Annotated in this window: 24 protein-coding genes; 10 read left to right on the top strand and 14 right to left on the bottom strand. The window is 45.4% G+C overall.

Annotation, left to right across the window (positions count from 1 at the left end; translation table 11 throughout):
* Nucleotides 1–102: 102 nt before the first annotated feature.
* The 3 genes from EAE30_RS08310 to EAE30_RS08300 are packed head-to-tail and all read left to right on the top strand — an operon-like array spanning nt 103 to nt 2,487.
* Nucleotides 103–543, top strand: a complete 441-nt coding sequence (locus EAE30_RS08310) for an ATP-dependent zinc protease family protein (protein WP_123015506.1) — start codon at nt 103–105, stop codon at nt 541–543.
* A complete protein-coding gene (gene rimK, locus EAE30_RS08305) occupies nt 540–1,439 on the top strand; it encodes a 30S ribosomal protein S6--L-glutamate ligase (RefSeq protein WP_123015505.1) in 900 nt (299 codons plus the stop codon). Before EAE30_RS08310 ends, rimK begins: the two co-directional genes overlap by 4 nt.
* Nucleotides 1,429–2,487, top strand: a complete 1,059-nt coding sequence (locus EAE30_RS08300) for a succinylglutamate desuccinylase/aspartoacylase family protein (RefSeq protein WP_123015504.1) — start codon at nt 1,429–1,431, stop codon at nt 2,485–2,487. The genes rimK and EAE30_RS08300 overlap by 11 nt, the downstream gene beginning before the upstream one ends.
* A 59-nt stretch (nt 2,488–2,546) precedes the next feature.
* Here EAE30_RS08300 and EAE30_RS08295 read toward each other — a convergent pair whose 3' ends face one another.
* The 12 genes from EAE30_RS08295 to EAE30_RS08235 form a co-directional block, all read right to left on the bottom strand.
* Nucleotides 2,547–3,902 (bottom strand): sodium-dependent transporter, encoded by a 1,356-nt coding sequence (locus EAE30_RS08295; RefSeq protein ID WP_123015503.1) that lies wholly within the window; start codon nt 3,900–3,902, stop codon nt 2,547–2,549.
* A gap of 163 nt (nt 3,903–4,065) precedes the next feature.
* On the bottom strand, nt 4,066–4,809 hold the full coding sequence (locus EAE30_RS08290; RefSeq protein WP_123015502.1) for a DUF2884 family protein: 744 nt from the start codon (nt 4,807–4,809) through the stop codon (nt 4,066–4,068).
* Between the two features lie 52 nt (nt 4,810–4,861).
* Nucleotides 4,862–5,935, bottom strand: coding sequence for a DNA polymerase IV (dinB, locus tag EAE30_RS08285; protein ID WP_123015501.1), 1,074 nt, complete (start codon nt 5,933–5,935; stop codon nt 4,862–4,864).
* A 407-nt stretch (nt 5,936–6,342) separates the two neighbouring features.
* A complete protein-coding gene (gene nqrM, locus EAE30_RS08280; protein WP_123015500.1) occupies nt 6,343–6,576 on the bottom strand; it encodes a (Na+)-NQR maturation NqrM in 234 nt (77 codons plus the stop codon).
* 20 nt (nt 6,577–6,596) lie between these two features.
* A complete protein-coding gene (locus EAE30_RS08275) occupies nt 6,597–7,601 on the bottom strand; it encodes an FAD:protein FMN transferase (protein WP_123015499.1) in 1,005 nt (334 codons plus the stop codon).
* A 138-nt stretch (nt 7,602–7,739) separates the two neighbouring features.
* Nucleotides 7,740–8,966 carry an NADH:ubiquinone reductase (Na(+)-transporting) subunit F gene (gene nqrF / locus EAE30_RS08270; protein WP_123015498.1) on the bottom strand — a complete coding sequence of 409 codons (1,227 nt, stop codon included), beginning with the start codon at nt 8,964–8,966 and terminating at the stop codon, nt 7,740–7,742.
* Between the two features lie 33 nt (nt 8,967–8,999).
* A complete protein-coding gene (nqrE, locus tag EAE30_RS08265) occupies nt 9,000–9,596 on the bottom strand; it encodes an NADH:ubiquinone reductase (Na(+)-transporting) subunit E (protein ID WP_123015497.1) in 597 nt (198 codons plus the stop codon).
* Between the two features lie 7 nt (nt 9,597–9,603).
* Nucleotides 9,604–10,236, bottom strand: coding sequence for an NADH:ubiquinone reductase (Na(+)-transporting) subunit D (locus EAE30_RS08260; protein ID WP_123015496.1), 633 nt, complete (start codon nt 10,234–10,236; stop codon nt 9,604–9,606).
* The gene (locus tag EAE30_RS08255; protein WP_123015495.1) at nt 10,236–11,024 is read right to left on the bottom strand and encodes a Na(+)-translocating NADH-quinone reductase subunit C; all 789 of its coding nucleotides are present in this window, start codon (nt 11,022–11,024) and stop codon (nt 10,236–10,238) included. The genes EAE30_RS08260 and EAE30_RS08255 overlap by 1 nt, the downstream gene beginning before the upstream one ends.
* The gene (locus EAE30_RS08250) at nt 11,011–12,258 is read right to left on the bottom strand and encodes an NADH:ubiquinone reductase (Na(+)-transporting) subunit B (protein WP_123015494.1); all 1,248 of its coding nucleotides are present in this window, start codon (nt 12,256–12,258) and stop codon (nt 11,011–11,013) included. Before EAE30_RS08250 ends, EAE30_RS08255 begins: the two co-directional genes overlap by 14 nt.
* A 4-nt stretch (nt 12,259–12,262) precedes the next feature.
* Nucleotides 12,263–13,603, bottom strand: a complete 1,341-nt coding sequence (locus tag EAE30_RS08245) for a Na(+)-translocating NADH-quinone reductase subunit A (protein WP_123015493.1) — start codon at nt 13,601–13,603, stop codon at nt 12,263–12,265.
* 487 nt (nt 13,604–14,090) lie between these two features.
* Nucleotides 14,091–14,402 carry a BolA family protein gene (locus tag EAE30_RS08235; RefSeq protein WP_123015491.1) on the bottom strand — a complete coding sequence of 104 codons (312 nt, stop codon included), beginning with the start codon at nt 14,400–14,402 and terminating at the stop codon, nt 14,091–14,093.
* Between the two features lie 139 nt (nt 14,403–14,541).
* On the opposite strand from EAE30_RS08235, the gene EAE30_RS08230 reads away from it, so the two are divergent.
* The 4 genes from EAE30_RS08230 to EAE30_RS08215 are packed head-to-tail and all read left to right on the top strand — an operon-like array spanning nt 14,542 to nt 18,220.
* A complete protein-coding gene (locus EAE30_RS08230; RefSeq protein ID WP_123015490.1) occupies nt 14,542–15,672 on the top strand; it encodes a methyltransferase in 1,131 nt (376 codons plus the stop codon).
* Between the two features lie 35 nt (nt 15,673–15,707).
* Nucleotides 15,708–16,280 carry a YajG family lipoprotein gene (locus tag EAE30_RS08225; RefSeq protein WP_123015489.1) on the top strand — a complete coding sequence of 191 codons (573 nt, stop codon included), beginning with the start codon at nt 15,708–15,710 and terminating at the stop codon, nt 16,278–16,280.
* Nucleotides 16,273–16,818 (top strand): peptidylprolyl isomerase, encoded by a 546-nt coding sequence (locus EAE30_RS08220; protein ID WP_123015488.1) that lies wholly within the window; start codon nt 16,273–16,275, stop codon nt 16,816–16,818. The genes EAE30_RS08225 and EAE30_RS08220 overlap by 8 nt, the downstream gene beginning before the upstream one ends.
* A gap of 46 nt (nt 16,819–16,864) precedes the next feature.
* A complete protein-coding gene (locus EAE30_RS08215; protein WP_123015487.1) occupies nt 16,865–18,220 on the top strand; it encodes an AmpG family muropeptide MFS transporter in 1,356 nt (451 codons plus the stop codon).
* A 66-nt stretch (nt 18,221–18,286) separates the two neighbouring features.
* Here the strand turns inward: EAE30_RS08215 and EAE30_RS08210 are convergent, their stop codons facing one another.
* Entirely contained in the window at nt 18,287–19,738 is a 1,452-nt protein-coding gene (locus EAE30_RS08210) for an MDR family MFS transporter (RefSeq protein ID WP_241967747.1), read from the bottom strand.
* A gap of 159 nt (nt 19,739–19,897) precedes the next feature.
* Nucleotides 19,898–20,470 carry an LON peptidase substrate-binding domain-containing protein gene (locus tag EAE30_RS08205; RefSeq protein WP_123015486.1) on the bottom strand — a complete coding sequence of 191 codons (573 nt, stop codon included), beginning with the start codon at nt 20,468–20,470 and terminating at the stop codon, nt 19,898–19,900.
* Nucleotides 20,471–20,797: 327 nt separating this feature from the next.
* Between EAE30_RS08205 and EAE30_RS08200 the strand changes: the two genes are divergently transcribed.
* The 3 genes from EAE30_RS08200 to EAE30_RS08190 all read left to right on the top strand — a co-directional run bounded on the left by EAE30_RS08200 (nt 20,798) and on the right by EAE30_RS08190 (nt 23,226).
* The gene (locus EAE30_RS08200) at nt 20,798–21,598 is read left to right on the top strand and encodes a nucleoside-specific channel-forming Tsx family protein (protein WP_123015485.1); all 801 of its coding nucleotides are present in this window, start codon (nt 20,798–20,800) and stop codon (nt 21,596–21,598) included.
* A 123-nt stretch (nt 21,599–21,721) separates the two neighbouring features.
* Nucleotides 21,722–22,627 (top strand): 2-dehydropantoate 2-reductase, encoded by a 906-nt coding sequence (gene panE / locus EAE30_RS08195; RefSeq protein WP_123015484.1) that lies wholly within the window; start codon nt 21,722–21,724, stop codon nt 22,625–22,627.
* The gene (locus EAE30_RS08190; protein ID WP_123015483.1) at nt 22,624–23,226 is read left to right on the top strand and encodes a DJ-1 family glyoxalase III; all 603 of its coding nucleotides are present in this window, start codon (nt 22,624–22,626) and stop codon (nt 23,224–23,226) included. Before panE ends, EAE30_RS08190 begins: the two co-directional genes overlap by 4 nt.
* The last annotated feature ends 1 nt before the right edge of the window (nt 23,227 follow it).

Here is a 23,227-nt window from a genome sequence, read left to right as displayed (position 1 = left end):
ACGACTGAAATTTTTCATTGGTCATACGATTCCGCGCTTTGCTAGAGTGCGCCCTCTTTGCGCTATTTGCATTCTTAGTCATTATCGAGATTACATAACGTTATGAATTCAAAAACAATCGCCGGTTGGCGTGAATATGTTGCCCTACCTCAACTGGGGATTAATCGGATAAAAGCCAAAATGGATACCGGCGCACGCACGTCGAGCCTCCATGCATTACATATCACTCCGTACACTTATAACGGGGAACAACGGGTGACTTTTTTTCTTTTCCCTGATCAACACGATGACACAATTCGTATTGAGTGTAATGCCGCGGTAGTTGAGCAACGCTCCATTCGCAATTCTGGGGGCGAAGAAGAGATACGCTATGTCATTATGACTGAGTTACAACTAGGCGAGCATGTATTTCCAACGGAAGTGACGTTAGCCGATCGAACCAATATGGGATTTCGTATGCTCATTGGACGTACCGCGATGACAAACTTGCTTGTGGATCCGAAACAATCTTTTCAACTATCTCTCAAGGAAATGAGCGTATGAAAATTGGAATACTGTCACGCAACGCCAACCTCTATTCCACCCAACGACTCATTGAAGCGAGTCAAGCACGTGGACACGAAGTCAAAGTGATTGATGCGCTGCGCTGTTATATGAACATTAACTCCAAACAGCCGCAAATTCACTGTAAAGGCGAAGAGTTGAATGATTTTGATGCCATCATTCCGCGTATCGGAGCTTCCGTCACCTTTTACGGCACGGCAGTACTGCGCCAATTTGAAACGATGAATGTCTATACGTTAAATGAATCGATTGCCATCAGTCGCTCACGCGACAAGCTACGTTCAATGCAACTGTTATCGCATCGGGGTTTAGGGATGCCAATTACAGGCTTTGCCAATAAACCCGACGATGTCAAAGATCTGTTGGCGATGGTCGGCGGCGCTCCGGTTGTGATCAAACTTCTCGAGGGTACTCAAGGGATTGGGGTCGTACTCGCGGAAACACGCAAAGCGGCGGAAAGTGTTATTGAAGCGTTCATGGGACTCAAAGCCAATATCATGGTGCAAGAGTACATCCAAGAATCCGCTGGCGCGGATATCCGTTGCTTTGTATTAGGAGACACCGTGATTGCAGCAATGAAGCGACAAGGAGCTGAAGGTGAGTTTCGCTCTAACTTACATCGCGGCGGTTCTGCTTCCTTAATTGAGATTACCGAAGAAGAGGCTCAGACAGCGATTGCCGCCGCCAAGGTAATGGGGTTAAAAGTCGCTGGAGTCGATTTGTTACGTTCAGCACGTGGCCCACTGATCATGGAAGTGAATTCTTCCCCTGGGTTAGAAGGCATCGAAAAATCAACTGGCAAAGACATTGCAGGTATGATCATCGACTTCATTGAAAAAGAAAAACAGTCTTCAGGACTCCACTATGGCGAATAAAACACAGCATACCAAGCCCGCTTTTCATATTTTAGGGCAATCCATTCCCGCGGGAACGCGAGTGATTACTGAATTAGAAGTGGCAAAATTGTATACCAATACGCCACTGTCGATTCCGATTGAGATTTTACATGGCGCCTCACCGGGGCCAGTCATGCTGGTCAATGCCGCCATTCATGGTGATGAGCTCAATGGTGTGGAAATTGTGCGGCAATTGGTCGAAAGTATCGATCCAATGAAACTCAAAGGAACACTGATTGCGGTTCCAGTGGTGAACGTATTTGGTTTTATCCATAAATCGCGTTATCTCCCAGATAGACGCGATTTAAATCGCAGCTTTCCCGGCAGTGAAAAAGGGTCGCTAGCCTCACGTATGGCCTACACCTTTTTCACTGAAATTGCCAAATCATGCCAATATATTATTGATTTACATACCGGGGCCCAACACCGGACCAACCTACCACAAATCCGTGCGGATCTCAGTGATGAGGAAACTTTGCGTATTGCTGGGGCGTTTGGCACGCCAGTGACCATTGATTCACCGCTACGCGATGGCTCTTTGCGTAGCGAAGCAGGAAAGCTGGGCGTGAGTGTTTTAACCTATGAGGCAGGAGAAGCCTTACGTTTTGATCCCATTGCGATTCAAGCGGGCTTACAAGGCATTAAACGCACAATGCAAGCGGTAGGCATGCTAAGAAAAAGCCGCAAAGCCTTTCCATCGACATTCATCTCCACCTCCACCAATTGGGTTCGTGCCGATACGGATGGCATTGTTCGCTCACTGGTGTCATTAGGCGATAAAGTCGAAAAAGATCAGATTCTTGCGTACATAAACTCACCACTAGGCGCTACGAAGTCGGACTTAAAAGCGGCCAAAGGCGGCATTGTGATCGGTCAGCAAACCTTACCGCTGGTCAACGAAGGCGATGCACTCTTCAATTTGGCGTATTTTGATCATGATGATCATGAAGTCGAACAACTGGTGGAAGAATTTATCGAAGACATTAGCGACATGGAGTTAGAAGGGCCAAAAACCGGTGAACTTTAAGGAAGTGACGAAACAACGGCAAGTCGTCGGTTGACTTGCCGTTGTGTTAATGTGAGCCGTTAGGTAAACGAAGCCCAGATGATTGCAGTGACAGTGACGGGACACACCAAACGAACATACCAAGGCCAAATACGCCCAAACAAACTGGTACGGAAGGTCGCAAATCCAGATGATAACTCTTTGAATTTCTGGTTACGATTCCAAACCCAACCACCAAACAAGCAAAACAGCAACGCGGCAAACGGCTGTAAATACTGAGTCGCGACCATGGCAACCAATCCGAACAAGCTCGCGAAATGATAAACAATCACCATACTAAATAGAGCGATGATCCCACCAAGGACCCAACTGGTTGGTGTTCGGCGAGTATTAAAGCGTTCCCCTACTAAAGCCACTGGGCACTCCAACATCGAAATGGATGAGGTCAAAGCCGCGATCGTTAATAAAAGGAAAAATACAATCGCGAACAGTTGCCCTAACAGGCCAAGACTATCAAACATCATCGGCAATACGGTAAACACCAATGTATCAGAACTCAGCAAGGCACCATCCGCAGAATAGATTTGTACACCGTGTTTCATGGCGACAAACATCGCAGGCATCACCACCAACCCAGCGACAAACGCTACCGCAGTGTCCACCAATGTGACATTCATAGCCATTTTCGGCAGGTTTTCTTTTTTACTAAGGTAAGAGCCGTAGATCAGCATAGAGCAACCACCAATGGTCAGAGAAAAGAACCCCTGTCCCATCGCCGCCAAAATCAGTTTCTTATCCCACACCTTATCAAAATCTGGGATCAAGTAATGCTGCAGTCCTTGCATCGCGCCATCTTGCATCATGATGTACACAAACAAGACGCCAAATAGAATAAACAATGCTGGCATTAAGCGTGTCGACCACTTTTCAATGCCATCTTTCACTCCGCCTTGAACAATCAAAATGGTCAGTACATAAAAGACCAAAGTGCCGAAGGCATTACGCTCAACACTGAATCCTTTCAACCAGACGGTTGCGGTTTGTAATCCTAGGATATCGGTCATGGCGCCGAGAAGATAACAAATCAACCATCCGCCGACGATACTATAAAATGCCAACACCGTACTAGGCACGCTGAGCCCTAACCAACCAACACTGGCGCCGATGCGCTTGCCTAGAGGATTGCTAGTTAGTGAACGCATACTATCCACTGGGTTTGCTTGACCGTACCGGCCTATCGACATCTCAACGACGAGCATAGGATAAGCAACGACCAAAATGAGGACCAAGTACACCACTAAAAAAGCACCGCCGCCATTACTGGCAGCCTGAGTTGGAAACCCCCAAATGTTTCCCAGCCCTACCGCCGCCCCGGCAGCTGATAGAATAAAACCTAGGCGAGAACCAAACGTCTCTCGAGATGATGCTGTTGTCATACGTACCCACTAATACCACTAAACTAGTTGGCTAGTACATTAATGTAAAAAAACGCAAAAGGCAAATAAGGCTTACTGATTTTATTGAAAATACCGTCTGTATGAATAAAAAACCCTCAGCAAGCGCTGAGGGTTGATCTGTAACGAAGCGTATTACGACTGTTTAGATCGTAAACACCTGATATTTTTTCAATTCAGGAATCTTCTCATGCAGCTCATTTTCTTGCTGCACAATGTCATCTAGGCTATCGCACACCGCCTGGCTGTCTTTCTTAATTTTCTGTTTATGCGTTTTAAGTTGTTCAGTCACTTGTTGTTTTAAATTACCCATGGTTTCACTTAGCTTAGTAAGATTCAACCCGCCATTTTGCTTCATGTTTTCAGTAATACTATTAAACGAACTGGTAAGAAACTCGCTAGTAAACACGGCTTTCATTTGTTCAAACTCATCCGCCCACTGCTTCTTCATCTCTTCATAGGTATTGGCCGGTAATACAAATTCGCCATTTTTGTAATAACGTTGTTCCATTTTTGCCGCATAAGATTGAATGCTTTGCTTGACGTCATCAAACGCATGCGGTGTATTTAAGCTCGCAGACACGTTATCAAGTACATCATCAGCAATAGCCAGACCGTCATTAATGACTTGTTTCATTTTGGGAATACTGTCATTAATGCTGGTACGGAATTTCTCTACCATCGATTGCTGCTGTGAGTTAAGCGGTAAAGACTGACCATCGATGCGCACATGATTATTTTTATCTAACTGAGCGACACTGCCATCTTGACGATGGATCTCTACTTTTTCGCCATCAAGATGGACTTCATTATTCACGTCTACATGGCATTGACTGGCCCATACGGGTAATGCACTGAGTAAAACGATGAACGCGATGAGTGATTTCATAGTTTATTCCATTCACTGGTGGGGGTAACGGCTGCTGCGAGCAACAGTGTATCTAAAAGAAACTCAACTGTTCAACGGGCAATTGTGGTTTGAGCATCACGGAAAGCCCTAATAAACGAATTTCGCGACCATTTTGACGCTTTAATACTTCCCTTAGTAACTCACGAAAATCATCCAATTCCAGCTCTTGATGCAGATGTTCAATCGTCGTTAGTTGAAAGTCGGCAAATTTTACTTTAATGCCTTGCTTAATAATGGCGCGTTTGGTACTTGCTTTGGTTAACCGCTGGTCAAGTTCTGGAAATAACTTATTTTCAATCACCGACCAGCACTGTTCATACGTCATAATATTTTGACTGAACGTGCGTTCGACCCCGACGGATTTTCTTTCTCGCTCTACCACGACTTCCCGTGGGTCAATACCATGACTTTTCTGCCAGAGCGAAGCGCCCTGACGCCCAAAACGAATCAACAAATCACGATAATCGGTTTTTTTTATATCTTCACACAGATAAAATCCAGCGCGATGTAATTTTTCTAAACTGACTTTACCCACGCCAGGAATGGTTTCTAAGGGAAGTTTATCGACGACCTTTTGGACATCTTCTGGTGGAACCACAAACTGGCCATTGGGTTTTCGCATATCAGAAGCCACTTTGGCGAGAAATTTGATGGGAGCGACGCCAGCGGACGCCGTTAATTGTAGTTCGTTCCAGATATCTCGACGAATCGCCTCAGCTATTAATGTAGCACTGCCTTGGCAAGCGGTCGAATGGGTGACATCGAGATAGGCTTCATCCAGAGACAACGGCTCTATGATGGATGTATAGCGCTGAAATATAGCGCGAATTTGTTGCGATATTGCCTTATACACATCCATACGCCCGGGCACCAAAATTACGTGCGGGCACAGTGTCAACGCTTGTGCTGTTGGCATCGCCGAACGGAGGCCATATTGACGCGCTTCGTAATTACATGTACTCAGCACACCACGTTGTCGTCGGTTTCCCCCAACCGCTAAAGGTTTGCCCCGATAATTTGGATTGTCACGCATTTCCACTGCCGCGTAAAAGCAATCCATATCGATATGAATAATTTTTCGAATTGGTTGTTCATTTACGACCATGATAGAAACCATATCATCTGTATATAAAAACAGTATACATGAGTTTGCGTTCTACATCGATACTCTGATCATTGTACACAACCTTTCTCGCATGTATTGTCGAAGCACCCCTGCGTGCCTAGATTTAAATACATCACATCGATGGGAACAATATGAATAAAACCCTACGAGTACTTGTAAGGCTGTCGACCTGTGCTCCACGACTTAACCATTCAACTGGGGCCATTGGGGACGATGTGACTGGAGTAGGCATTGGAGTGATAAGAAAAAGTGCTGAGCATATAGAGGCCTTAGCCACTTAAGTTGACCATCGCCTGTATCACGCTAAAAACAACGGGCGGAACCCAATCATCTTCGCTGAAGATGAGTCAGTTCCGCCCGTCCATCTTTATGGTTGAGCTACATCACTATAAAATACGATCATTTTCCCATTTAGCGATGTTTTCCATCCGTTTTGCCTCTTTCGCTTCACGTTTCTTACGCGCGTCACAAGGCTCAGGGCAATTACAGACTTTATCGATACCAACCGCACCGAGTCCACCACAACTACCACGAACCACTTTCTTTTGAAAAATGACACCAACAGCCATGGCAGCAATCACGCAGATAAAAACGCCAAATGTAATCAAAAAGGTATTCATAAAACTCCCCTCACATCCTATTAATTTAAATACGGTTGGAATGCGGTTGAGGTGACCGTCTTAAATCCATCATTGGTTTTCACTATCATTAATACGGGCAACTGCTGCTCTTCTGCCACAGCAAGTCCTTGTGTTTCGCCCAAGACCATTAGACCGGTTGCCAGTCCATCCGCCGTCATACAGGATGGATGGATCACGGTGACAGACACCACGTTATGGGTGATGGGTCGTCCTGTTTGTGGATCGATGATATGTGAGTACCGAACCCCATCTTGCTCGAAATAATTGCGATAATCGCCCGAGGTAGCAATCGCCATATTTTTAGGATGAACGATTTTCTCAATGGTACGTTCCTGATCAATGGGCTTCTCTATCGCGATTCGCCAAGGCACACCGTTACGATTATGACCTTTGAGGCGAACTTCTCCCCCGACTTCAATCATATAATTATCTATTTGATTTTCATCAAGATACTCGGCAATTTTGTCGACACCCCAGCCCTTCGCAATCGTCGATAAATCGACGTAAAGAGAGGGTTGATCTTTTTTTAATGCATCCCCTTCAACAGATAGATGCTCAATCCCCACTTTACTGCGTTGTGCGGCGAGTGCTTGTGACGAAGGTGTCACATTAGGACGCCCTTCTGGGCCAAATCCCCATAAATTCACTAAGGGGCCGACGGTAACATCCAGCTTCCCCAATGTCACTTTATTCAGGCGAATCGCTTCACGCACTACCGTTGCTGTTTCTGGCGAGACAGGAAAGGGCTCGGTCCCTACATAATGGTTAAATTGATTCAATTCCGAATCATGCTGATAAGTCGACATTTGCTGATTAACTTGCTGTAAAATGGCATCGACCTGAGCTTGCAGCAGGTCAGCCGACGGGGTCTTGTCATCTACAAGATACTTAATATGGTAAGAGGCCCCCATCGTTGGGCCACCAAACTGGGCTTGCTGCACTTGTTCAGTACACCCCAACAGACTCAATAGGCATGCAATAAAAAATAGCCATCGACTCGTCATGCTTCGTTCCTCACCGACAAATCTGTTATAAGAAAAAGCCACTCTTTCTTATAAAGACTTCACTGTATCATTTAAAACAACAATGGCTGACCCCTTAAGAGCCAGCCATATAACATTATAAATCAGAATATTAGCGAATTAGCCGCCAAAGTCATCCAATAGAATGTTTTCATCTTCAACACCAAGATCATGAAGCATTTTAATGACTGATGCGTTCATAATTGGTGGACCACACATGTAGTACTCACAATCTTCAGGTGCTTCGTGATCACGTAGATAATTTTCATAAGCAACGTTGTGAATAAAGCCTGTATAGCCATCCCAGTTATCTTCTGGTAATGGATCGGACAAGGCGACATGCCATGAAAAGTTATCATGCTCTTCTTGCAGCTTGTCAAAATCTTCTACATAGAACATTTCACGAACTGAACGAGCACCGTACCAGAATGTAATCTTACGCTTAGTGTTAAGACGTTTTAGTTGGTCAAAGATGTGTGAGCGCATTGGAGCCATACCAGCACCACCACCGATGAAGACCATTTCTGCGTCAGTATCTTTGGCAAAGAATTCACCAAATGGACCAGAAATAGTGACTTTATCACCTTCTTTCAATGACCAAATGTAGGATGACATTTGACCTGGTGGTACATCAGGGTTACGTGGTGGTGGCGCAGCCACACGCACGTTTAGCATGATGATACCAAACTCTTCTGGGTAGTTCGCCATTGAGTAAGCACGAATAATCGGCTCATCCACCTTAGACTCATAACGGAACAAATCAAATTGATCCCAGTCTGGGCGATACTCTTCAGGCACATCAAAGTCTGCATATTTGATGTGGTGAGCAGGCGCTTCAATCTGAATATAACCACCAGCACGGAATGGAACGGATTCACCATCAGGAATTTTCAGTTTCAACTCTTTGATGAAGGTCGCTTTGTTATCATTCGAGATAACTTCACATTCCCACTTTTTCACACCAAAGATTTCTTCTGGTAATTCCAATTCCATGTCGTTTTTGACAGCTAACTGACAAGATAAACGAACACCTTCACGAGCTTCACCTTTACTGATGTGATCAAGCTCAGTTGGTAGAATGTCACCACCACCGGATTTCACTTTTACACGGCACTGACCACATGAGCCACCGCCACCACAAGCAGAAGAAACGAATACACCAGCACCAGCTAGCGCACCCAGTAGCTTACCGCCGGGTTGAGTAACGATCGCTTTTTCAGGATCGTCGTTGATAGATATTGTAATGTCACCTGTTGGTACTAACTTAGATTTAGCGAATAAAATCACTAGAACCAAGGCCAGTACGATCAGAGTAAACATCACGACACCAAGAAGAATAACGTCCATTGACTATTCCTTAATTGTTGCGGTTTACCCGACTTACAGTTGAATACCAGAGAAAGACATAAAGCCAATCGCCATCAAACCTGCTGTGATAAAGGTAATACCCAAACCACGTAGGCCAGGAGGCACATCTGAATACTTCATTTTCTCACGGATACCTGCAAGAGCGACGATTGCTAACATCCAACCCAAACCCGAGCCGAAACCATACACAATCGATTCACCAAAGTTGTAATCACGCTGTACCATGAAAGATACACCACCAAAGATGGCACAGTTAACTGTGATCAATGGTAGGAAGATACCAAGCGCGTTGTACAATGGTGGGAAAAAACGGTCCAGAATCATCTCTAGAATCTGTACCAAGGCCGCAATAACACCGATAAAGGTAATGAAGTTAAGGAAACTTAAGTCAATCCCTTCACCCAGTGCACCAGGTTTCAATAACAGATTATAAACTAGGTTGTTTACTGGCACAGAAATGGTTAAAACCACGGTGACCGCAATACCTAGACCGATAGATGTCTTAACTTTCTTCGATACGGCAAGAAATGTACACATACCAAGGAAGAAAGACAATGCCATGTTTTCGATAAAGATCGATCTTACAAGTAGGCTAATATAATGTTCCATGACGACCTTACTCCTTCGCTTCTACTTGTTCAGGTTTCACTGTACGGATGACCCAAATCAGCAAGCCGATGATGAAAAACGCAGAAGGCGCTAGCAGCATTAAGCCATTCGCTTGATACCAACCACCATCTTTCACTAAGGGTAACACTTCCATACCGAATAGCTTACCTGAGCCGAGAAGTTCACGGAAGAAACCGACGGTCACCAATACGAAACCGTATCCTAGGCCGTTCGCCAAACCGTCAATGAATGATGGAATTGGAGAAGATTTCATTGCAAAGGCTTCCGCACGACCCATTACGATACAGTTAGTAATGATCAAACCAACGAATACTGACAGCTGTTTCGAGATGTCGTATAGGTAAGCTCGCAATACTTGGTCAACCACGATAACCAAAGAGGCAATGATCGCCATTTGTACGATGATACGTACGCTGCTTGGAATATGGTTACGAATCAGCGAGACAAAAAAGTTAGAAAATGCAGTAACAAACATTACCGCAAGTGTCATAACAAACGCCGTCTGTAGCTGGGTCGTTACCGCTAAGGCTGAACAGACACCAAGAACCTGAAGGGCGATTGGGTTGTTATCCAATACCGGTTCAAAAAGGCTCTGTTTAAGAGATTTTGCACTAGACATTAGTTCTTCAGACCTCCGTCACGAACTTTTGCTAGGAATGGCCCGTAGCCCATATCACCTAACCAAAAATTAAATTGGCGCTGAACCCCGTTACTGGTCAATGTCGCTCCCGAAATGGCATCGACACCGTGCTTAGATCCTGCTGGCGCACCACCTTTCACGATACGAATCGCTGGATTGTGGTTTTCGTCATACAGTTTCTTACCGACGAATTGTGCTCGCCATTTAGGGTTCTCTACTTCGCCACCTAATCCAGGAGTTTCACCCTGTTCATAGTAAATCAGTCCGTCAATAGTGTTACCGTCAGTTTCAACAGCCACGAATGCGTACATCATCGACCATAGGCCATTACCATGGATAGGTAGGATAAGACGAGACAACTCATTGTTTTTCTTAACCAAGTACACCAAGCCATAGTCAGCACGAGTGATAATTTTCGCTGGATCTTTATCTTTAGGTAATCGAATCGACCGTTTCGGGCTTGAAGCAGCAGCACGCTGATTGTAATCAGCGGCGGCGACACCTTTGTCCGTTTTATCGACCAGTTTACCTGTTTTAAAATCTAGCAGTTTAGTCACGATATGTTGTTTATACAGCTCACGAACGCTGCCTGTACTCATATCAATACCAGATACTTGCAAGATTTTACTTTGTTTATCTAATGCTGCGTTTAGGTCTTGTTTATCACGTAAACCTACTGCCGCTACCGATACGATAATTGAGCACACTAAGCTCAACGCGATAACAACAAACAGCGTCTTTTTAATGCTATCGTTATTGTTTGCCATAGCGCGCTAGTCTCCGCTTAATGTTACTTTCCACAACAAAATGGTCGAACAGAGGGGCAAAGAGGTTAGAGAACAAAATCGCTAACATCATGCCTTCTGGATATGCTGGGTTAACTACACGAATTAACACACACATCGCACCGATTAATGCACCATACACCCACTTACCTTTGTTAGTAAATGAAGCAGATACAGGGTCGGTCGCCATAAAGAACATACCGAATGCAAAACCACCAAGAACTAAGTGCCAGTAGAAAGGCATAGCAAACATTGGGTTGGTATCAGAACCAATCGCATTAAATAGTGATGAAATCGCAATCATACCGATAAGCACACCAGCAATAATACGCCATGATGCAATACCCATATAAACGATCACTGCCGCACCAATCAACAGCGCAAGCGTGGAGGTTTCACCAATAGAACCTGGGATATTACCAAGGAAAGCGTCCATCCAAGAAATGGTGTGACCGGTTGCGGTGTTCATCAAAGAACCACCACCATTTTGAGACCATTGGCTCAATGCTGTGGCGCCTGAGAAACCATCCGCTGCCGTCCAAACTACGTCACCCGATAATTGCGCTGGGTAAGCAAAGAATAGGAATGCACGACCAGCCAATGCTGGGTTTAGGAAGTTACGACCTGTACCACCAAAGATTTCTTTGGCAATAACCACACCAAAGGTAATACCTAATGCCGCTTGCCAAAGAGGCAATGTTGGTGGAACGATCAACGCAAACAAGATAGAGGTCACGAAGAAACCTTCGTTCACTTCATGCTTACGCACCATGCAGAATAAGACTTCCCAAAAACCACCAACGATGAAGACTGTGGCATAAATTGGTAAGAAATAAGTGGCACCAAGTAGCATTTTGCTACCCCAGCCAGCATCAGTCCCCATTGTTCCACCCAACATTTGAGTGAACCAATAGTGCCAATCGCCATTGATGATTGCGGTGAATTGATCACCTGAATACATATGATTTAATGCAGCAATCGCTTGTCCACCGACATTGTACATGCCAAAGAACATTGCCGGAAATACTGCTAACCAAACCATGATCATGATACGTTTTAAATCAATACTATCACGAACGTGCGAGCTTTTTTTTGTCACCAAGCCAGGAGTATAAAAGACTGTTGCTGCTGCTTCATACAGAGCAAACCATCGTTCATGCTTACCGCCTGGTTCGAAATTCGGCTCGATATCTTCAAGAAACTTTTTAAGGCCCATGAAATTACCCTTCTTTCTCAATCTTATCCAGGCACTCACGAAGTAACTCACCGTACTCGTATTTACCAGGACAAACAAAGGTACACAGCGCTAGATCTTCTTCATCAAGTTCTAATGCACCCATGCGTTGAGCACTGTCTGAATCACCTGCACATAGATCACGAAGCAACAACGTTGGTTCGATATCTAATGGCATCACTTTTTCGTAGTTACCAATTGGCACCATTGAACGTTCACTTCCGCATGTCGAAGTGGTCATGTTAAACAGTTGACCTTTAAACAAGTGGCTCAAGTACGCACGTGTCACAGAAAAACGGTTTTTACCAGGCATCGCCCAGCCCAAAAACTCTTTCTCACGACCTTCACGTAAAACGGAAACTTGCAAATGGTAACGGCCGAGATACGCATGTGGGCCAGATGCAATCGTCCCCGACAGCACTGAACCAGAGATAACGCGCACTTCGCCTTTCATGATCTCGTTCTCAACGATAGTATCGATGCTCGCGCCCATAACGGTACGAACTAAACGAGGTTTATTCACAACAGGACCCGCTAGCGAAATCACACGATCTGTATGAAGTTCACCGGTCAGGAACATTTTACCGAACGCGATCACGTCTTGATAGTTGATGCTCCATGCGACGTTGTTTCCATTAACTGGATACAGATGATGCATGTGTGTACCAGGAAGACCTGCAGGATGAGGCCCCGCAAATACCTGTTCTTCAACTTTAGAGTGAGATGAGCGAGGCAGTTTATCGGCTGCTTTACAAACGAAAACTTTACCATCGGTCAACGCTGCTAGGACATCAAGCCCCGCAACAAACGCTTCTGGTTGCTCATTGATAATAACACTAGGATCGGCAGCCAATGGACGCGTGTCCATTGCCGTCACAAAGATCGCATTTGTATTAGAATCGACTGCTGGAACCTTGCTGAACGGTCGAGTACGCAACGCTGTCCAAAGACCAGAATCAATCAGCTGGGTTCTCACCGCATCACGGTCAAGACCAGCAATTTGATTGGCTTCAAACTTATCGAAGGTCACCTGTTCATCACCTGCTACTTCAATCACAACCGATTGAAGTACACGCTTTTCACCACGGTTTATTTCGATAACTTTACCGCCAGCTGGTGCAGTAAATTTTACACCTGGGTTCTTCTTATCCACAAAAAGAACTTGAGCTTTTTTTACTACATCACCTTCACGAACATGCATTGTTGGACGCATGCCAACGTACTCTTCGCCAAGCAAGGCGACTTTCTTGATGGTTTTACCATCACTAATCACCTGGGATGGAACGCCTGAAATAGGGAGATCCAAACCCTTTTTTATTGTAATCATACGCACTTGCACTACTTTTTTATCGGGAAAAAGATTCTTTAAATTGCGCAAATTCGAGGCACAACACTGCGCCGATTTGCCAAAATCGTCAGATTAGACAGAAACGATGCGTTGCCCTCTAGACACGATATTTACTGTGTCCGCTTCGGTTTACCGAGGTCAACCAAAGTCGCAACATCCTTTTAACAACCTCGTCAAAGTTTGAGAGGAGATCGATCAGAGAAACTAGTTTAACATTTTTTAGGAAGCTGATGCTATTAAGAATATTACCAATCCCCCTAATTTTTATCAGGAATGCCAAGTCGGCACACTGAAACCCGTTCATCGAACTTTGCGCGCCCTTGCGAGGTATCCCTAATAGAAAATGAGCTATGTCAATTAGGTCACGCGTCTCCACACCAAACGGCCGTTGGGTTGTTTTAATACTGTAACAGTATTGGTCAAAATACGGTTTTTCGCTGCATTTTCTCGCGATTATTTCGAGAGATTAATGCCCGCCCCCCATACAAGATGGGCTATCCGGTCGAACACTTTCACGCTCTAACCACTCTTGCTGAGTATAAGTATGAATGGCCAATGCATGAATGTGATTCGCGAGTTCATCCGCCAGAACTTGATTCACTTGACGATGGCGAGCCAACAGGCGTTGTCCGGCAAATGCATCAGTGACAACGGTGACCTTAAAGTGACTTTCAGATCCTGGCGCGACATTATGCATGTGGCTTTCATTCTCTACCGCTAAATGCATTGGCGCAAATGCTTGGCTCAATTTCTGCTCAATAGTTTCATGAATTGTCATAGATTCTGCTCAATAATTATCCACAAATGGAAAGATACGGCTAGTCTACCGCGTTGCCACTGAGAAAAAAAAGGTTTTAGTTTCTTCTACTCTTTGCTTTTGCGACAATATCCCTCTTAACTGATAACCGTAATGCATTATGAACACTGAGCTCACGATACTAGACCGTCAACTCACCCTACATCGCTTTCCCGCGAATAAAAACGAGACACTGCAAGCATGGGATGCGGGAGATGAGTATCTCATACATCATCTTGAAGAGATGGCACTGGCTGATAACCAACATATTCTCGTGCTCAACGATCATTTCGGAGCCCTCAGCTGTTGGTTCTCCACTCGTCATCGCATTACCGTGATGAGTGATTCCTTCATTGCGCACCAAGGCATTTTGAATAACCTTAAACACAATCATTGCCCAGAGGTGACATGCCTCACTACCATGGATGCTATACCTGATGATGTGAATATCGTGATAATGCAGATCCCTCGCAATAATCGTCATTTGGTGTGGCAACTGTCGCAACTTCGCCAGCAAATACCGAGTCATTGTCAGGTCATTGCCGTCAATAAAGCGCGAGACATACACACCTCAACCTTGGCATTGTTTGAGCGTTACCTCGGTCAGACTCACACATCCTTGGCGTGGAAAAAACATCGTTTGGTATTTAGCCAACCGGATGCTGCCCCCGTTTGCGTCGCGAGTGAGATTGAATGGTCGGTCGATGGAGAAGCAATCCAGTTGCATAACCTTCCCAATGTCTATTCAGGTGAAAGTCTGGATCAGGGGGCTCGCTTCATGTTGCAGCATTTACCACGAGATCCAAAAATACAGAATATTATCGATTTAGGCTGTGGTAACGGTGTACTTTCTGTCAAGCTGGGTCAGTTAAATCCCGAGGCGACGTTAACATGTATTGATGAAAGCTATATGGCGGTTGCATCGGCACAAAAAAATTTACAGGTGAATTTAGGTAATGACAGGCAAACTCATTGCTTGGCCAATAACTGTCTTGACGGCTTTGATGGCGCGAACACAGACTTAGTTGTGTGCAATCCACCTTTTCACCAACAACAAGCGATCACCGATCATATTGCTTGGCAGATGTTTTGTGATGCTAAGCATGTCCTGTGCAAAACAGGAAAATTAATGGTTATTGGAAACCGTCACCTAAGGTACGATGTAAAATTAGCCAGACTTTTCGGCAAGTCACATGTTAAGACTGTCGCCGGCAATAAAAAATTTGTTATTTTAGAAGCAACGAAGAGTTAACGACTCTGCCGCTTAAATAAAGGAAGGAATTAACCATGAGAAAACTGGTTCTTGCGGCGTCTATCGCCCTACTGTCAGCATGTTCGACGCCCCAACAACAAGTCAATTTTGTCCCGAAACCGACGACGAGCCAATCGCCAGTGACACAAAACGCGTCATTTACCTTGACCAGTAAAGACGTACGCTCCGCTCAATACATTGCTTTAGTCGACAGCGGCCGCAATCAAATCGAACCGATCCATGCTCGTCAAAATGTGCGTATTGCGATTGAAAACGCCGTCAAAGACCAATTTCAGTCACAAGGCTTTAATGTCACCGTTAACAGTAAAAACTCGGTAAACGTCGAAATTGAAAATGCCCTAGTAAAAGTTAAGCATTCCATTTTAGACAATGAAATGACCGCGAAAGTCGTCATTGAAGTCACGGCGCAATCGCCAACTGGCCGCTTGGTGAAAACCTTCACTGGTACCGCCAATCGTACCGCCGCACTCAGTGCATCAGTCCAAGATGTACAAATGGTGTTTAATGATGTGGTCAATAATGTCTTGAAAGAAATGGCGAACGATACTGAACTTCGTCAATACATGAAGGAACGTTTCCATGGCTAAACCTTGGTTACTGTTACTGGCTTTGCTCAGCGCTCCAGTATTGGCCGCCCCTCAAGTGACGTTTACCACGTCACTTGGACCATTTACCGTTGAACTCAATCCACAGCAAGCGCCTATCACAGTGAACAATTTTTTACGCTATGTAAAAGATGGCAGTTATGTGGGAAGCCAATTTCACCGAGTGATTCCCGGCTTCATGGCACAAGGCGGTGGCTTTGATGCGGATCTCAAACGCCTCAATACGTATCGTCCCATTAAAAATGAAGCGGGTAACGGGTTAACCAACGATAAAGCAACGATCGCTATGGCAAGAACCCAATCACCCAATTCAGCCACACGTCAGTTTTTCATTAACTTAGCGGATAATGATTTTCTCAACTATAGCCGCAACTCCGCAGGCTATGCCGTGTTCGGTCACGTCACGTCAGGCTTTGATGTTGTCGAGTCAATGGCTAAGCAACCCACTCACAGCGTGGGGTTTATGAAAAACGTACCGACCACTCCTATCGTGATCAAAAAAGTCACCTATACGCCGTAACTGTAGAGCTCCAGCATCGCTGGAGCTCTCTGTATAAGGACATGCTATGCCGTTAACACCCTACCCAACTCTCCGACAAACACTGCAAAGCTATATGGATCGCCGTCTCTTTTGGGTATTTCTCCTCGGCTGCTCAAGCGGCTTCCCGTGGGTATTGATTGGTTCTGCGATGTCAGGATGGCTGACTGATGCAGGATTAACCTTAGCGCAAATTGGTTACTTCGGCAGTGTGTTTGCCGTCTATGCCATTAACTTTTTATGGGCACCGCTCGTTGACCGAGTGAAAGTCCCGCTATTTTGTCATGTCTTGGGTCAACGTCGTGGCTGGATTCTCTTTTGTCAAACCGTCATCCTCATCGGTACGTTATATCTCGCAGGCGTACATCCCAATCAGCAATTATTACTGACCTCAATGATTGCCCTACTCATCGCAACCGCTTCCGCTACTCAAGATATCGCAATTGATGCATTTCGTATCGACTCTTTTCCAAAGTCGGAAGAATCAAAACTGCCACAAGCCTCAGCGATGTCGGTGATTGGTTGGTGGACTGGCTACTCTCTACCCGGCTATTTAGCCTTCGCCAACGCAGATACCCAAGGCTGGAATATGGTGTTTTATGGTATGGCGGCGGTGGTTGGCGTACTGATGGTAATGACGCTCTTGGTCAAAGAGCCTCACACTCAGCGTGAGGATCTGCAAAATCAAGCCGAAGAACGTTATGAAAAAGTCGTCCATAACCGAGTGGTCTCATGGATAAGCGTGACAGTGATCGAACCCTTTGCTGACTTTTTCCGTCGCAATGGCTTCAAGGTCTCCATGACCATCCTGCTTTTTGTCTTTTTGTTTAAAATTGGTGAAGCCTTTTTAGGGCGTATGTCGATCGCGTTTTATAAAGACATTGGATTTACCAATGAACAAATAGGCTACTATTCCAAATTAATTGGCTGGGGCGCCACTATGCTGTTCACGTTTTTAGGCAGTATGGTGAACGTGCGCTTTGGCATTGTACGCGGTTTGATGGTTGGGGGAATTGCCATGTCGGCAAGTAATTTGATGTTTGCATGGATAGCGCAAGTGGGTCCCAATGAGCACCTGTTTCTGGCGGCCATTATTACCGATAACTTTACGACGGCCTTCTCAACCGTGGCCTTTGTGTCGTTCTTAACGGTCTTGACTGGGCAAGCGTTTTCCGCGACTCAGTATGCTCTATTAGCGTCATTGGGTAACTTCAGTCGAACCACGCTATCCTCAATCAGTGGGCAGTTTGCTGAGTACCTCAATAACTGGTCCTTGTTCTTTATCTTTACCGCTCTCATGGTCGTTCCTAGTCTTATCATGCTGTATTGTTTAAGACACTACTTTGATGATCTATTGTCTAAGGCGCAAGACCGCGACAACTGACACTCGCTTCAGCTCCCCCCCACTTCGTCATAAAGCCAGCCTATAACAGGCTGGCTTTTTTTAACATCAACGCTTATTAGGGGGCGTGTCATCAAACGCATAGTCATCTAAGTGAATTCGCGGCACACACAACGCATTGATGGCGCACACAACCGCAAGAAGCGCGGCCGCTTTGAATCCCCACTGAAACGCACCGACCACCACATCATGGGGTGCATTGACCAATACATTAATCGAACTACTGACACCAAACCCGGGAATCAACGAATAGATTAAAGTCCCAAACATCGCCGTACCGACTGATGCCCCGAGTGAACGTGAGAGTCCGCCCATCGCGGTGATGCGACCAAGGTGACTCTTGCCTGCAATCGTCTGAATCGTTAACTGAGTCGATGGCATGACGGTGCCTAACCCACAACCACATAAAAAGGCTAAGCCACTGACCAAATTCGCAGTGGGCACAAGTCCCCCTAATAACAACAAATTCACGGCGGTGAAACTCATACCGACCACTGGAATGTATTTGGGGACGCCATAATAACTAATAAGTTTCCCCGTGGTATACGCGCCACAAATCACCCCCGCAGACAAGGGAATCATATGCACACCAGCTTGCGCTGCGTTCAAACCTAACGCGACCTGCAAAAAAATGGGGAGGAAAAACGCCAATAAAAATAAACATCCGGCAAACATAAACGCCGACATGAGGGGGCGATGAATTTCTTTTTTGACTAATAGATGCAGCGGTAAGAAAGAATCTTGGGTGCGTTTTTGCTGCCAGACAAAAACAACAAAGGTGAATATAAAAATCCCGAGTAAGGCGATACTGGTCAACGAGTCCCACGCAAAGTAATGCCCACCGGAAGACAGCCAATAAATAATCACGGCGGTTAAAATAGGAAAAAGCATTAATCCGTATAAATCAATACGGCGTCTGGTGGCGGGTTGCACCGTGGTTTGCAAACGACTTAAGCGATAGACTCCCAGCGCGATCAGGGGCAAGTTAAACCAAAATAACCATTGCCAACTCAAATAAGTCACCACAACGCCGCCCAACACCGGACCACTAATGCTCGATAAAGCAAAAAATGCAGAAAAATAGCCCTGAAAACGCGCTCTCTGTCGAGGAGGGACCACCTCACCAATTAAGGCTTGCGATAAACTCATCAAGCCGCCACTTCCCACGCCTTGCAATATTCGCCCTATCACTAATTGCAACATGCTATTTGAGAGTGCACAAAACACGGAACCAAAAGCAAAGATGCCGAGCGCTAACACCAGCATATTGCGCCGTCCAAATTGATCGCCTAACCAGCCATAAATGGGGATCGTGGCCGCCCCAGTGAGCATGTAGCCAATGACAATCCACGAAGCCAGTTGCATTCCGCCCAAATCACGCACAATATCTGGCGTCGCCGTTGCCAGTAGCGTCTGATCAATGGCGGCCAAAAACATGGGTAAAAACACAGTAGAAAAGATACTAAGAAAGACTTTCTTATCAACGTTCACATTAGACATTGGGACACTTACAAGAATGAGGGAGCCATGGTCGCCTATAACCGAGTTACAGCCGTTTAATTATCATACTCATAATAAGCAATTCTGCACGTAAGGGATAGTCGCAAAGTGCCTCGAAGGCAAAACGGGCAAATACACGCCATGATGCTTGCTGCCAGCTTATTCGTCATTCATGGCAAAACGTAGGTAGGATAAGGCTATCTGGCAATCATCATGGCGAGACAGTTGATCAAATTGTTCGTAGGTCAGCGGCATCAACTCTAACCAACGTTGCGTCACCCAGCAGGCATCATCAAAGAAACAGTGTGGATATAATTGACCAACCTGAGGTATTTCTTGATAGATCTCTTGCAAGCGTTCAGCAAGATAGGCGTCGCCCTGAACCATCTCTTGCATCGGCCAGTTAGTCTGCCATTCGACTTGAGCAATACGCAATCCATCGCTCTCCACCTCTATCGAATCAATACGAAAACGTTGAGTGCCCACGACGGTGATCCCGAGCATGCCATCCTTTAAACGTTCGAAATCGACGATCTTTACCTGCGTGCCAAATTGAGATAACGGGGGTTCCCCCCCACCAGTATGAAGATCACTTAAGCACATTCCGAAACTGGCGTCGCTTTTCATGCATTCCGCCACCATCCGCTGATAACGAGGTTCAAAAATACGCAGCGCCATTTTTCCTTCAGGCATCACGATAGAACTCAGCGGAAATAACATAATTGATTGCATACGACGGCCTCCTGATTGCCATTGACGTTACTATACAACCTAGTTCATTTGACCAGTAATAAAAATTTGCATGGCGTAAAGCTCGCCTTCCCCCACTCGAAAAACAACGTAAATCACAAAAATAATGCAATATTATGTAAAAAAATTTTAGTTCCGTAGCAAAGTTTCTTTACGTGAAGTCAGTCACAATAATATTTGATTTTTTCTACGCTTTTCACTTTTATTTGGGAGATTAACCGTTGTTATTCTCGGCATTAGTAATCGATGACGTAAACGTTAACGCAATCGATTATATAGACCAAAATGATAATGTAGAGAATCACAGCAATGCGTAAATCACTTTTAGCTCTTAGTCTTGCAACCGCAGTGTCTACCCCTGCTTTAGCCGCTGATTACACCGATGGTAACACTCATAAAAACGATTATAAGTGGATGCAATTTAACCTCATGCATGTACTTAACGAAAAACCAGGCAACAACAACCATACTTACTTCGAAATGGAGTTTGGCGGTCGTTCAGGTATTTTCGATCTATATGGTTACCTAGATGTGTTTAATCTCACCGACGACGATGACAGTGATAAGTCAAAATACAAAGGCAACGATGCGAAAATGTTTGCCAAGTTTGCGCCGCGCATGTCTTTAGATGGTCTATTCAACACTGACCTGTCTGTTGGTCCAATCAAAGAATGGTACATTGCTGACTATACCACCATCGATGGCAACAATGACGGCGGTTACGCCACCAAAAATGGTTTCGGTGCGGATGTGATGGTGCCATGGTTTGGGAAAGTACAATTTAACCTCTACAAATCATACAACATCAAAAATAACGAGTGGAATGGTTACCAGTTCTCTACCGTCTGGTTCAAGCCTTTTGTTAATTTTGAAAATGGTTCATTCATTGCTTATCAAGGTTATTTAGATTACGAATTCGATCTAAAAGAAAAAGCGGGTGCAAGCTCTGATCATGGCTTAGCTTGGTTTAACGGCATTTACTGGCACAGCAACCGTTATGCGGTTGGTTACGGTCTAAAAGTGTTTGACGATGTTTACGGTATTAAAGACTCTTCTGGCTTCCGTTCATCTGGGGTATCACATTACTTCGATGTGACCTACAAATTTTAATGATATGACTCCGTTCATAGCGTAAAAAATGGTGCGATAATCGCACCATTTTTTTATTCTTTCTAGAGCTGTTAACACGAACAATGGTATTCTCGTTGCCTTGTAGTATAGATGAGGTCAAACATGAATATCGTCGTGGTCGGTCCTGGGGCCATTGGGTCTTTGTGGGCGTGTTATTTACATCAAGCAGGTCATAACGTCAGTGCCTGGTCTCGACATCCACAGCACAGCCGCCTTTTGAGCCTAAGCTCCCCCGTATCCCCTATCACGGTGAATGCCACACTGCGTCACAATGACATGGACGCCGTTCATCATGCCGATGTCATATTGGTCACGACCAAAGCCCATCACGTTGCAGACGCGTTAGCGCCACTGCTCGCGCATCTTCATTCTGATACCCTGTTACTCTTTATCCATAATGGCATGGGCGCACTTGAGCCTCTTATGGATACACTCGCCGATTACCCCTTATTGCAAGCCATTACAACACATGGTGCGATGAAACCGTCCCCTCAACAAGTGATCCATACTGGGTTAGGACGCACGGATCTTGGCGCACTCAACCTAAAAGGCCGAGCATGCCAGTTTATGGCAGAGGTGCTCCATCATGCTCTCCCCGAGGTCACTTGGCATCCATCTCTTGAGTTACCTTTGTGGAAAAAGCTGGCGATTAACTGCGTGATCAATCCGCTGACCGCCATTCACAATCTTCGTAATGGCGATCTGCAGGCCGCAGCCTATAGCGAGACCATTTATGGTATTATTCAAGAAGTGGTTATGGTTATGAATGCCTGTGGTGTCGACCTAGAGCAAGAAGCGTTACGACAAGATGTCTATGAGGTTATTGCACGTACGGCACACAATTACTCCTCTATGCACCAAGACCTGACTCACCAACGTGAAAGTGAAATTGATTTTATCAATGGCTATGTGCTTGCCCAAGCACGACGTCATCGCATACCCGTGCCATACAATCGCGAATTATGGCAAACTGTGAAGCAATTAGAACATCGTGGGAGTCACGCATGACGAAACGTATTTTAGTCCCCATTGCCAATGGCACAGAAGAAATTGAAGCCGTAACGATTATTGACACGCTCACCCGAGCAAACTATCACGTGTCCGTCGCCAGCGCCGATTTCGATGGTAAGTTAACCGTGACGTGCTCTCGTGGCGTAGTATTAACCGCGCAACATCGGCTCGTCGATATCGCCGACGAGGAGTTCGATGCGATCGTGTTACCCGGTGGACAGGCGGGCGCCGAAGTGTTGCAACAAAGCACACTGCTCGTCGAAATGCTGAGACAACAAAAATATGACGGTCGGCTTGTCGCTGCCATTTGCGCCGCGCCCGCCCTTGTTTTGCAATATCATGGCCTCTACCCGGGAGCGATCATGACCGGACACCCAAATTTTCAAGAACAGATTCCCGCGTCGCTACGCCGTACAAAACGGGTCACCTTTGATGTCACAAACAATGTGTTAACCAGTCAAGGACCCGGCTCTTCGCTGGAATTTGCCATTGAAATTATTATTCGTTTATCGGGTAAAACCGTGGCGAAACAGATCGCAGAACCCATGATGGTTCTTCCACAATTACATTATGACAAACTTAGCGAAGATGCCTAAT

The sequence above is a fragment of the Vibrio zhugei genome (genome assembly GCF_003716875.1).
GTDB lineage: Bacteria > Pseudomonadota > Gammaproteobacteria > Enterobacterales > Vibrionaceae > Vibrio > Vibrio zhugei.
This window is presented reverse-complemented; position numbering and strand designations above follow the sequence as displayed.

Excerpts from the sequence above, each read along its gene's own strand:
- EAE30_RS08290 (WP_123015502.1), bottom strand. The coding sequence starts at position 4,809 with ATGAAATCACTCATCGCGTTCATCGTTTTACTCAGTGCATTACCCGTA.
- EAE30_RS08260 (WP_123015496.1), bottom strand. The coding sequence starts at position 10,236 with ATGTCTAGTGCAAAATCTCTTAAACAGAGCCTTTTTGAACCGGTATTG.
- EAE30_RS08275 (WP_123015499.1), bottom strand. The coding sequence starts at position 7,601 with ATGACGAGTCGATGGCTATTTTTTATTGCATGCCTATTGAGTCTGTTG.
- EAE30_RS08255 (WP_123015495.1), bottom strand. The coding sequence starts at position 11,024 with ATGGCAAACAATAACGATAGCATTAAAAAGACGCTGTTTGTTGTTATC.
- nqrF (WP_123015498.1), bottom strand. The coding sequence starts at position 8,966 with ATGGACGTTATTCTTCTTGGTGTCGTGATGTTTACTCTGATCGTACTG.
- EAE30_RS08235 (WP_123015491.1), bottom strand. The coding sequence starts at position 14,402 with ATGACAATTCATGAAACTATTGAGCAGAAATTGAGCCAAGCATTTGCG.
- EAE30_RS08295 (WP_123015503.1), bottom strand. The coding sequence starts at position 3,902 with ATGACAACAGCATCATCTCGAGAGACGTTTGGTTCTCGCCTAGGTTTT.
- EAE30_RS08310 (WP_123015506.1), top strand. The coding sequence starts at position 103 with ATGAATTCAAAAACAATCGCCGGTTGGCGTGAATATGTTGCCCTACCT.
- panE (WP_123015484.1), top strand. The coding sequence starts at position 21,722 with ATGAATATCGTCGTGGTCGGTCCTGGGGCCATTGGGTCTTTGTGGGCG.
- EAE30_RS08225 (WP_123015489.1), top strand. The coding sequence starts at position 15,708 with ATGAGAAAACTGGTTCTTGCGGCGTCTATCGCCCTACTGTCAGCATGT.
- EAE30_RS08190 (WP_123015483.1), top strand. The coding sequence starts at position 22,624 with ATGACGAAACGTATTTTAGTCCCCATTGCCAATGGCACAGAAGAAATT.
- nqrE (WP_123015497.1), bottom strand. The coding sequence starts at position 9,596 with ATGGAACATTATATTAGCCTACTTGTAAGATCGATCTTTATCGAAAAC.
- EAE30_RS08215 (WP_123015487.1), top strand. The coding sequence starts at position 16,865 with ATGCCGTTAACACCCTACCCAACTCTCCGACAAACACTGCAAAGCTAT.
- dinB (WP_123015501.1), bottom strand. The coding sequence starts at position 5,935 with ATGGTCGTAAATGAACAACCAATTCGAAAAATTATTCATATCGATATG.
- EAE30_RS08200 (WP_123015485.1), top strand. The coding sequence starts at position 20,798 with ATGCGTAAATCACTTTTAGCTCTTAGTCTTGCAACCGCAGTGTCTACC.
- rimK (WP_123015505.1), top strand. The coding sequence starts at position 540 with ATGAAAATTGGAATACTGTCACGCAACGCCAACCTCTATTCCACCCAA.
- EAE30_RS08205 (WP_123015486.1), bottom strand. The coding sequence starts at position 20,470 with ATGCAATCAATTATGTTATTTCCGCTGAGTTCTATCGTGATGCCTGAA.
- EAE30_RS08230 (WP_123015490.1), top strand. The coding sequence starts at position 14,542 with ATGAACACTGAGCTCACGATACTAGACCGTCAACTCACCCTACATCGC.
- EAE30_RS08245 (WP_123015493.1), bottom strand. The coding sequence starts at position 13,603 with ATGATTACAATAAAAAAGGGTTTGGATCTCCCTATTTCAGGCGTTCCA.
- EAE30_RS08250 (WP_123015494.1), bottom strand. The coding sequence starts at position 12,258 with ATGGGCCTTAAAAAGTTTCTTGAAGATATCGAGCCGAATTTCGAACCA.
- nqrM (WP_123015500.1), bottom strand. The coding sequence starts at position 6,576 with ATGAATACCTTTTTGATTACATTTGGCGTTTTTATCTGCGTGATTGCT.
- EAE30_RS08220 (WP_123015488.1), top strand. The coding sequence starts at position 16,273 with ATGGCTAAACCTTGGTTACTGTTACTGGCTTTGCTCAGCGCTCCAGTA.
- EAE30_RS08300 (WP_123015504.1), top strand. The coding sequence starts at position 1,429 with ATGGCGAATAAAACACAGCATACCAAGCCCGCTTTTCATATTTTAGGG.
- EAE30_RS08210 (WP_241967747.1), bottom strand. The coding sequence starts at position 19,738 with ATGTCTAATGTGAACGTTGATAAGAAAGTCTTTCTTAGTATCTTTTCT.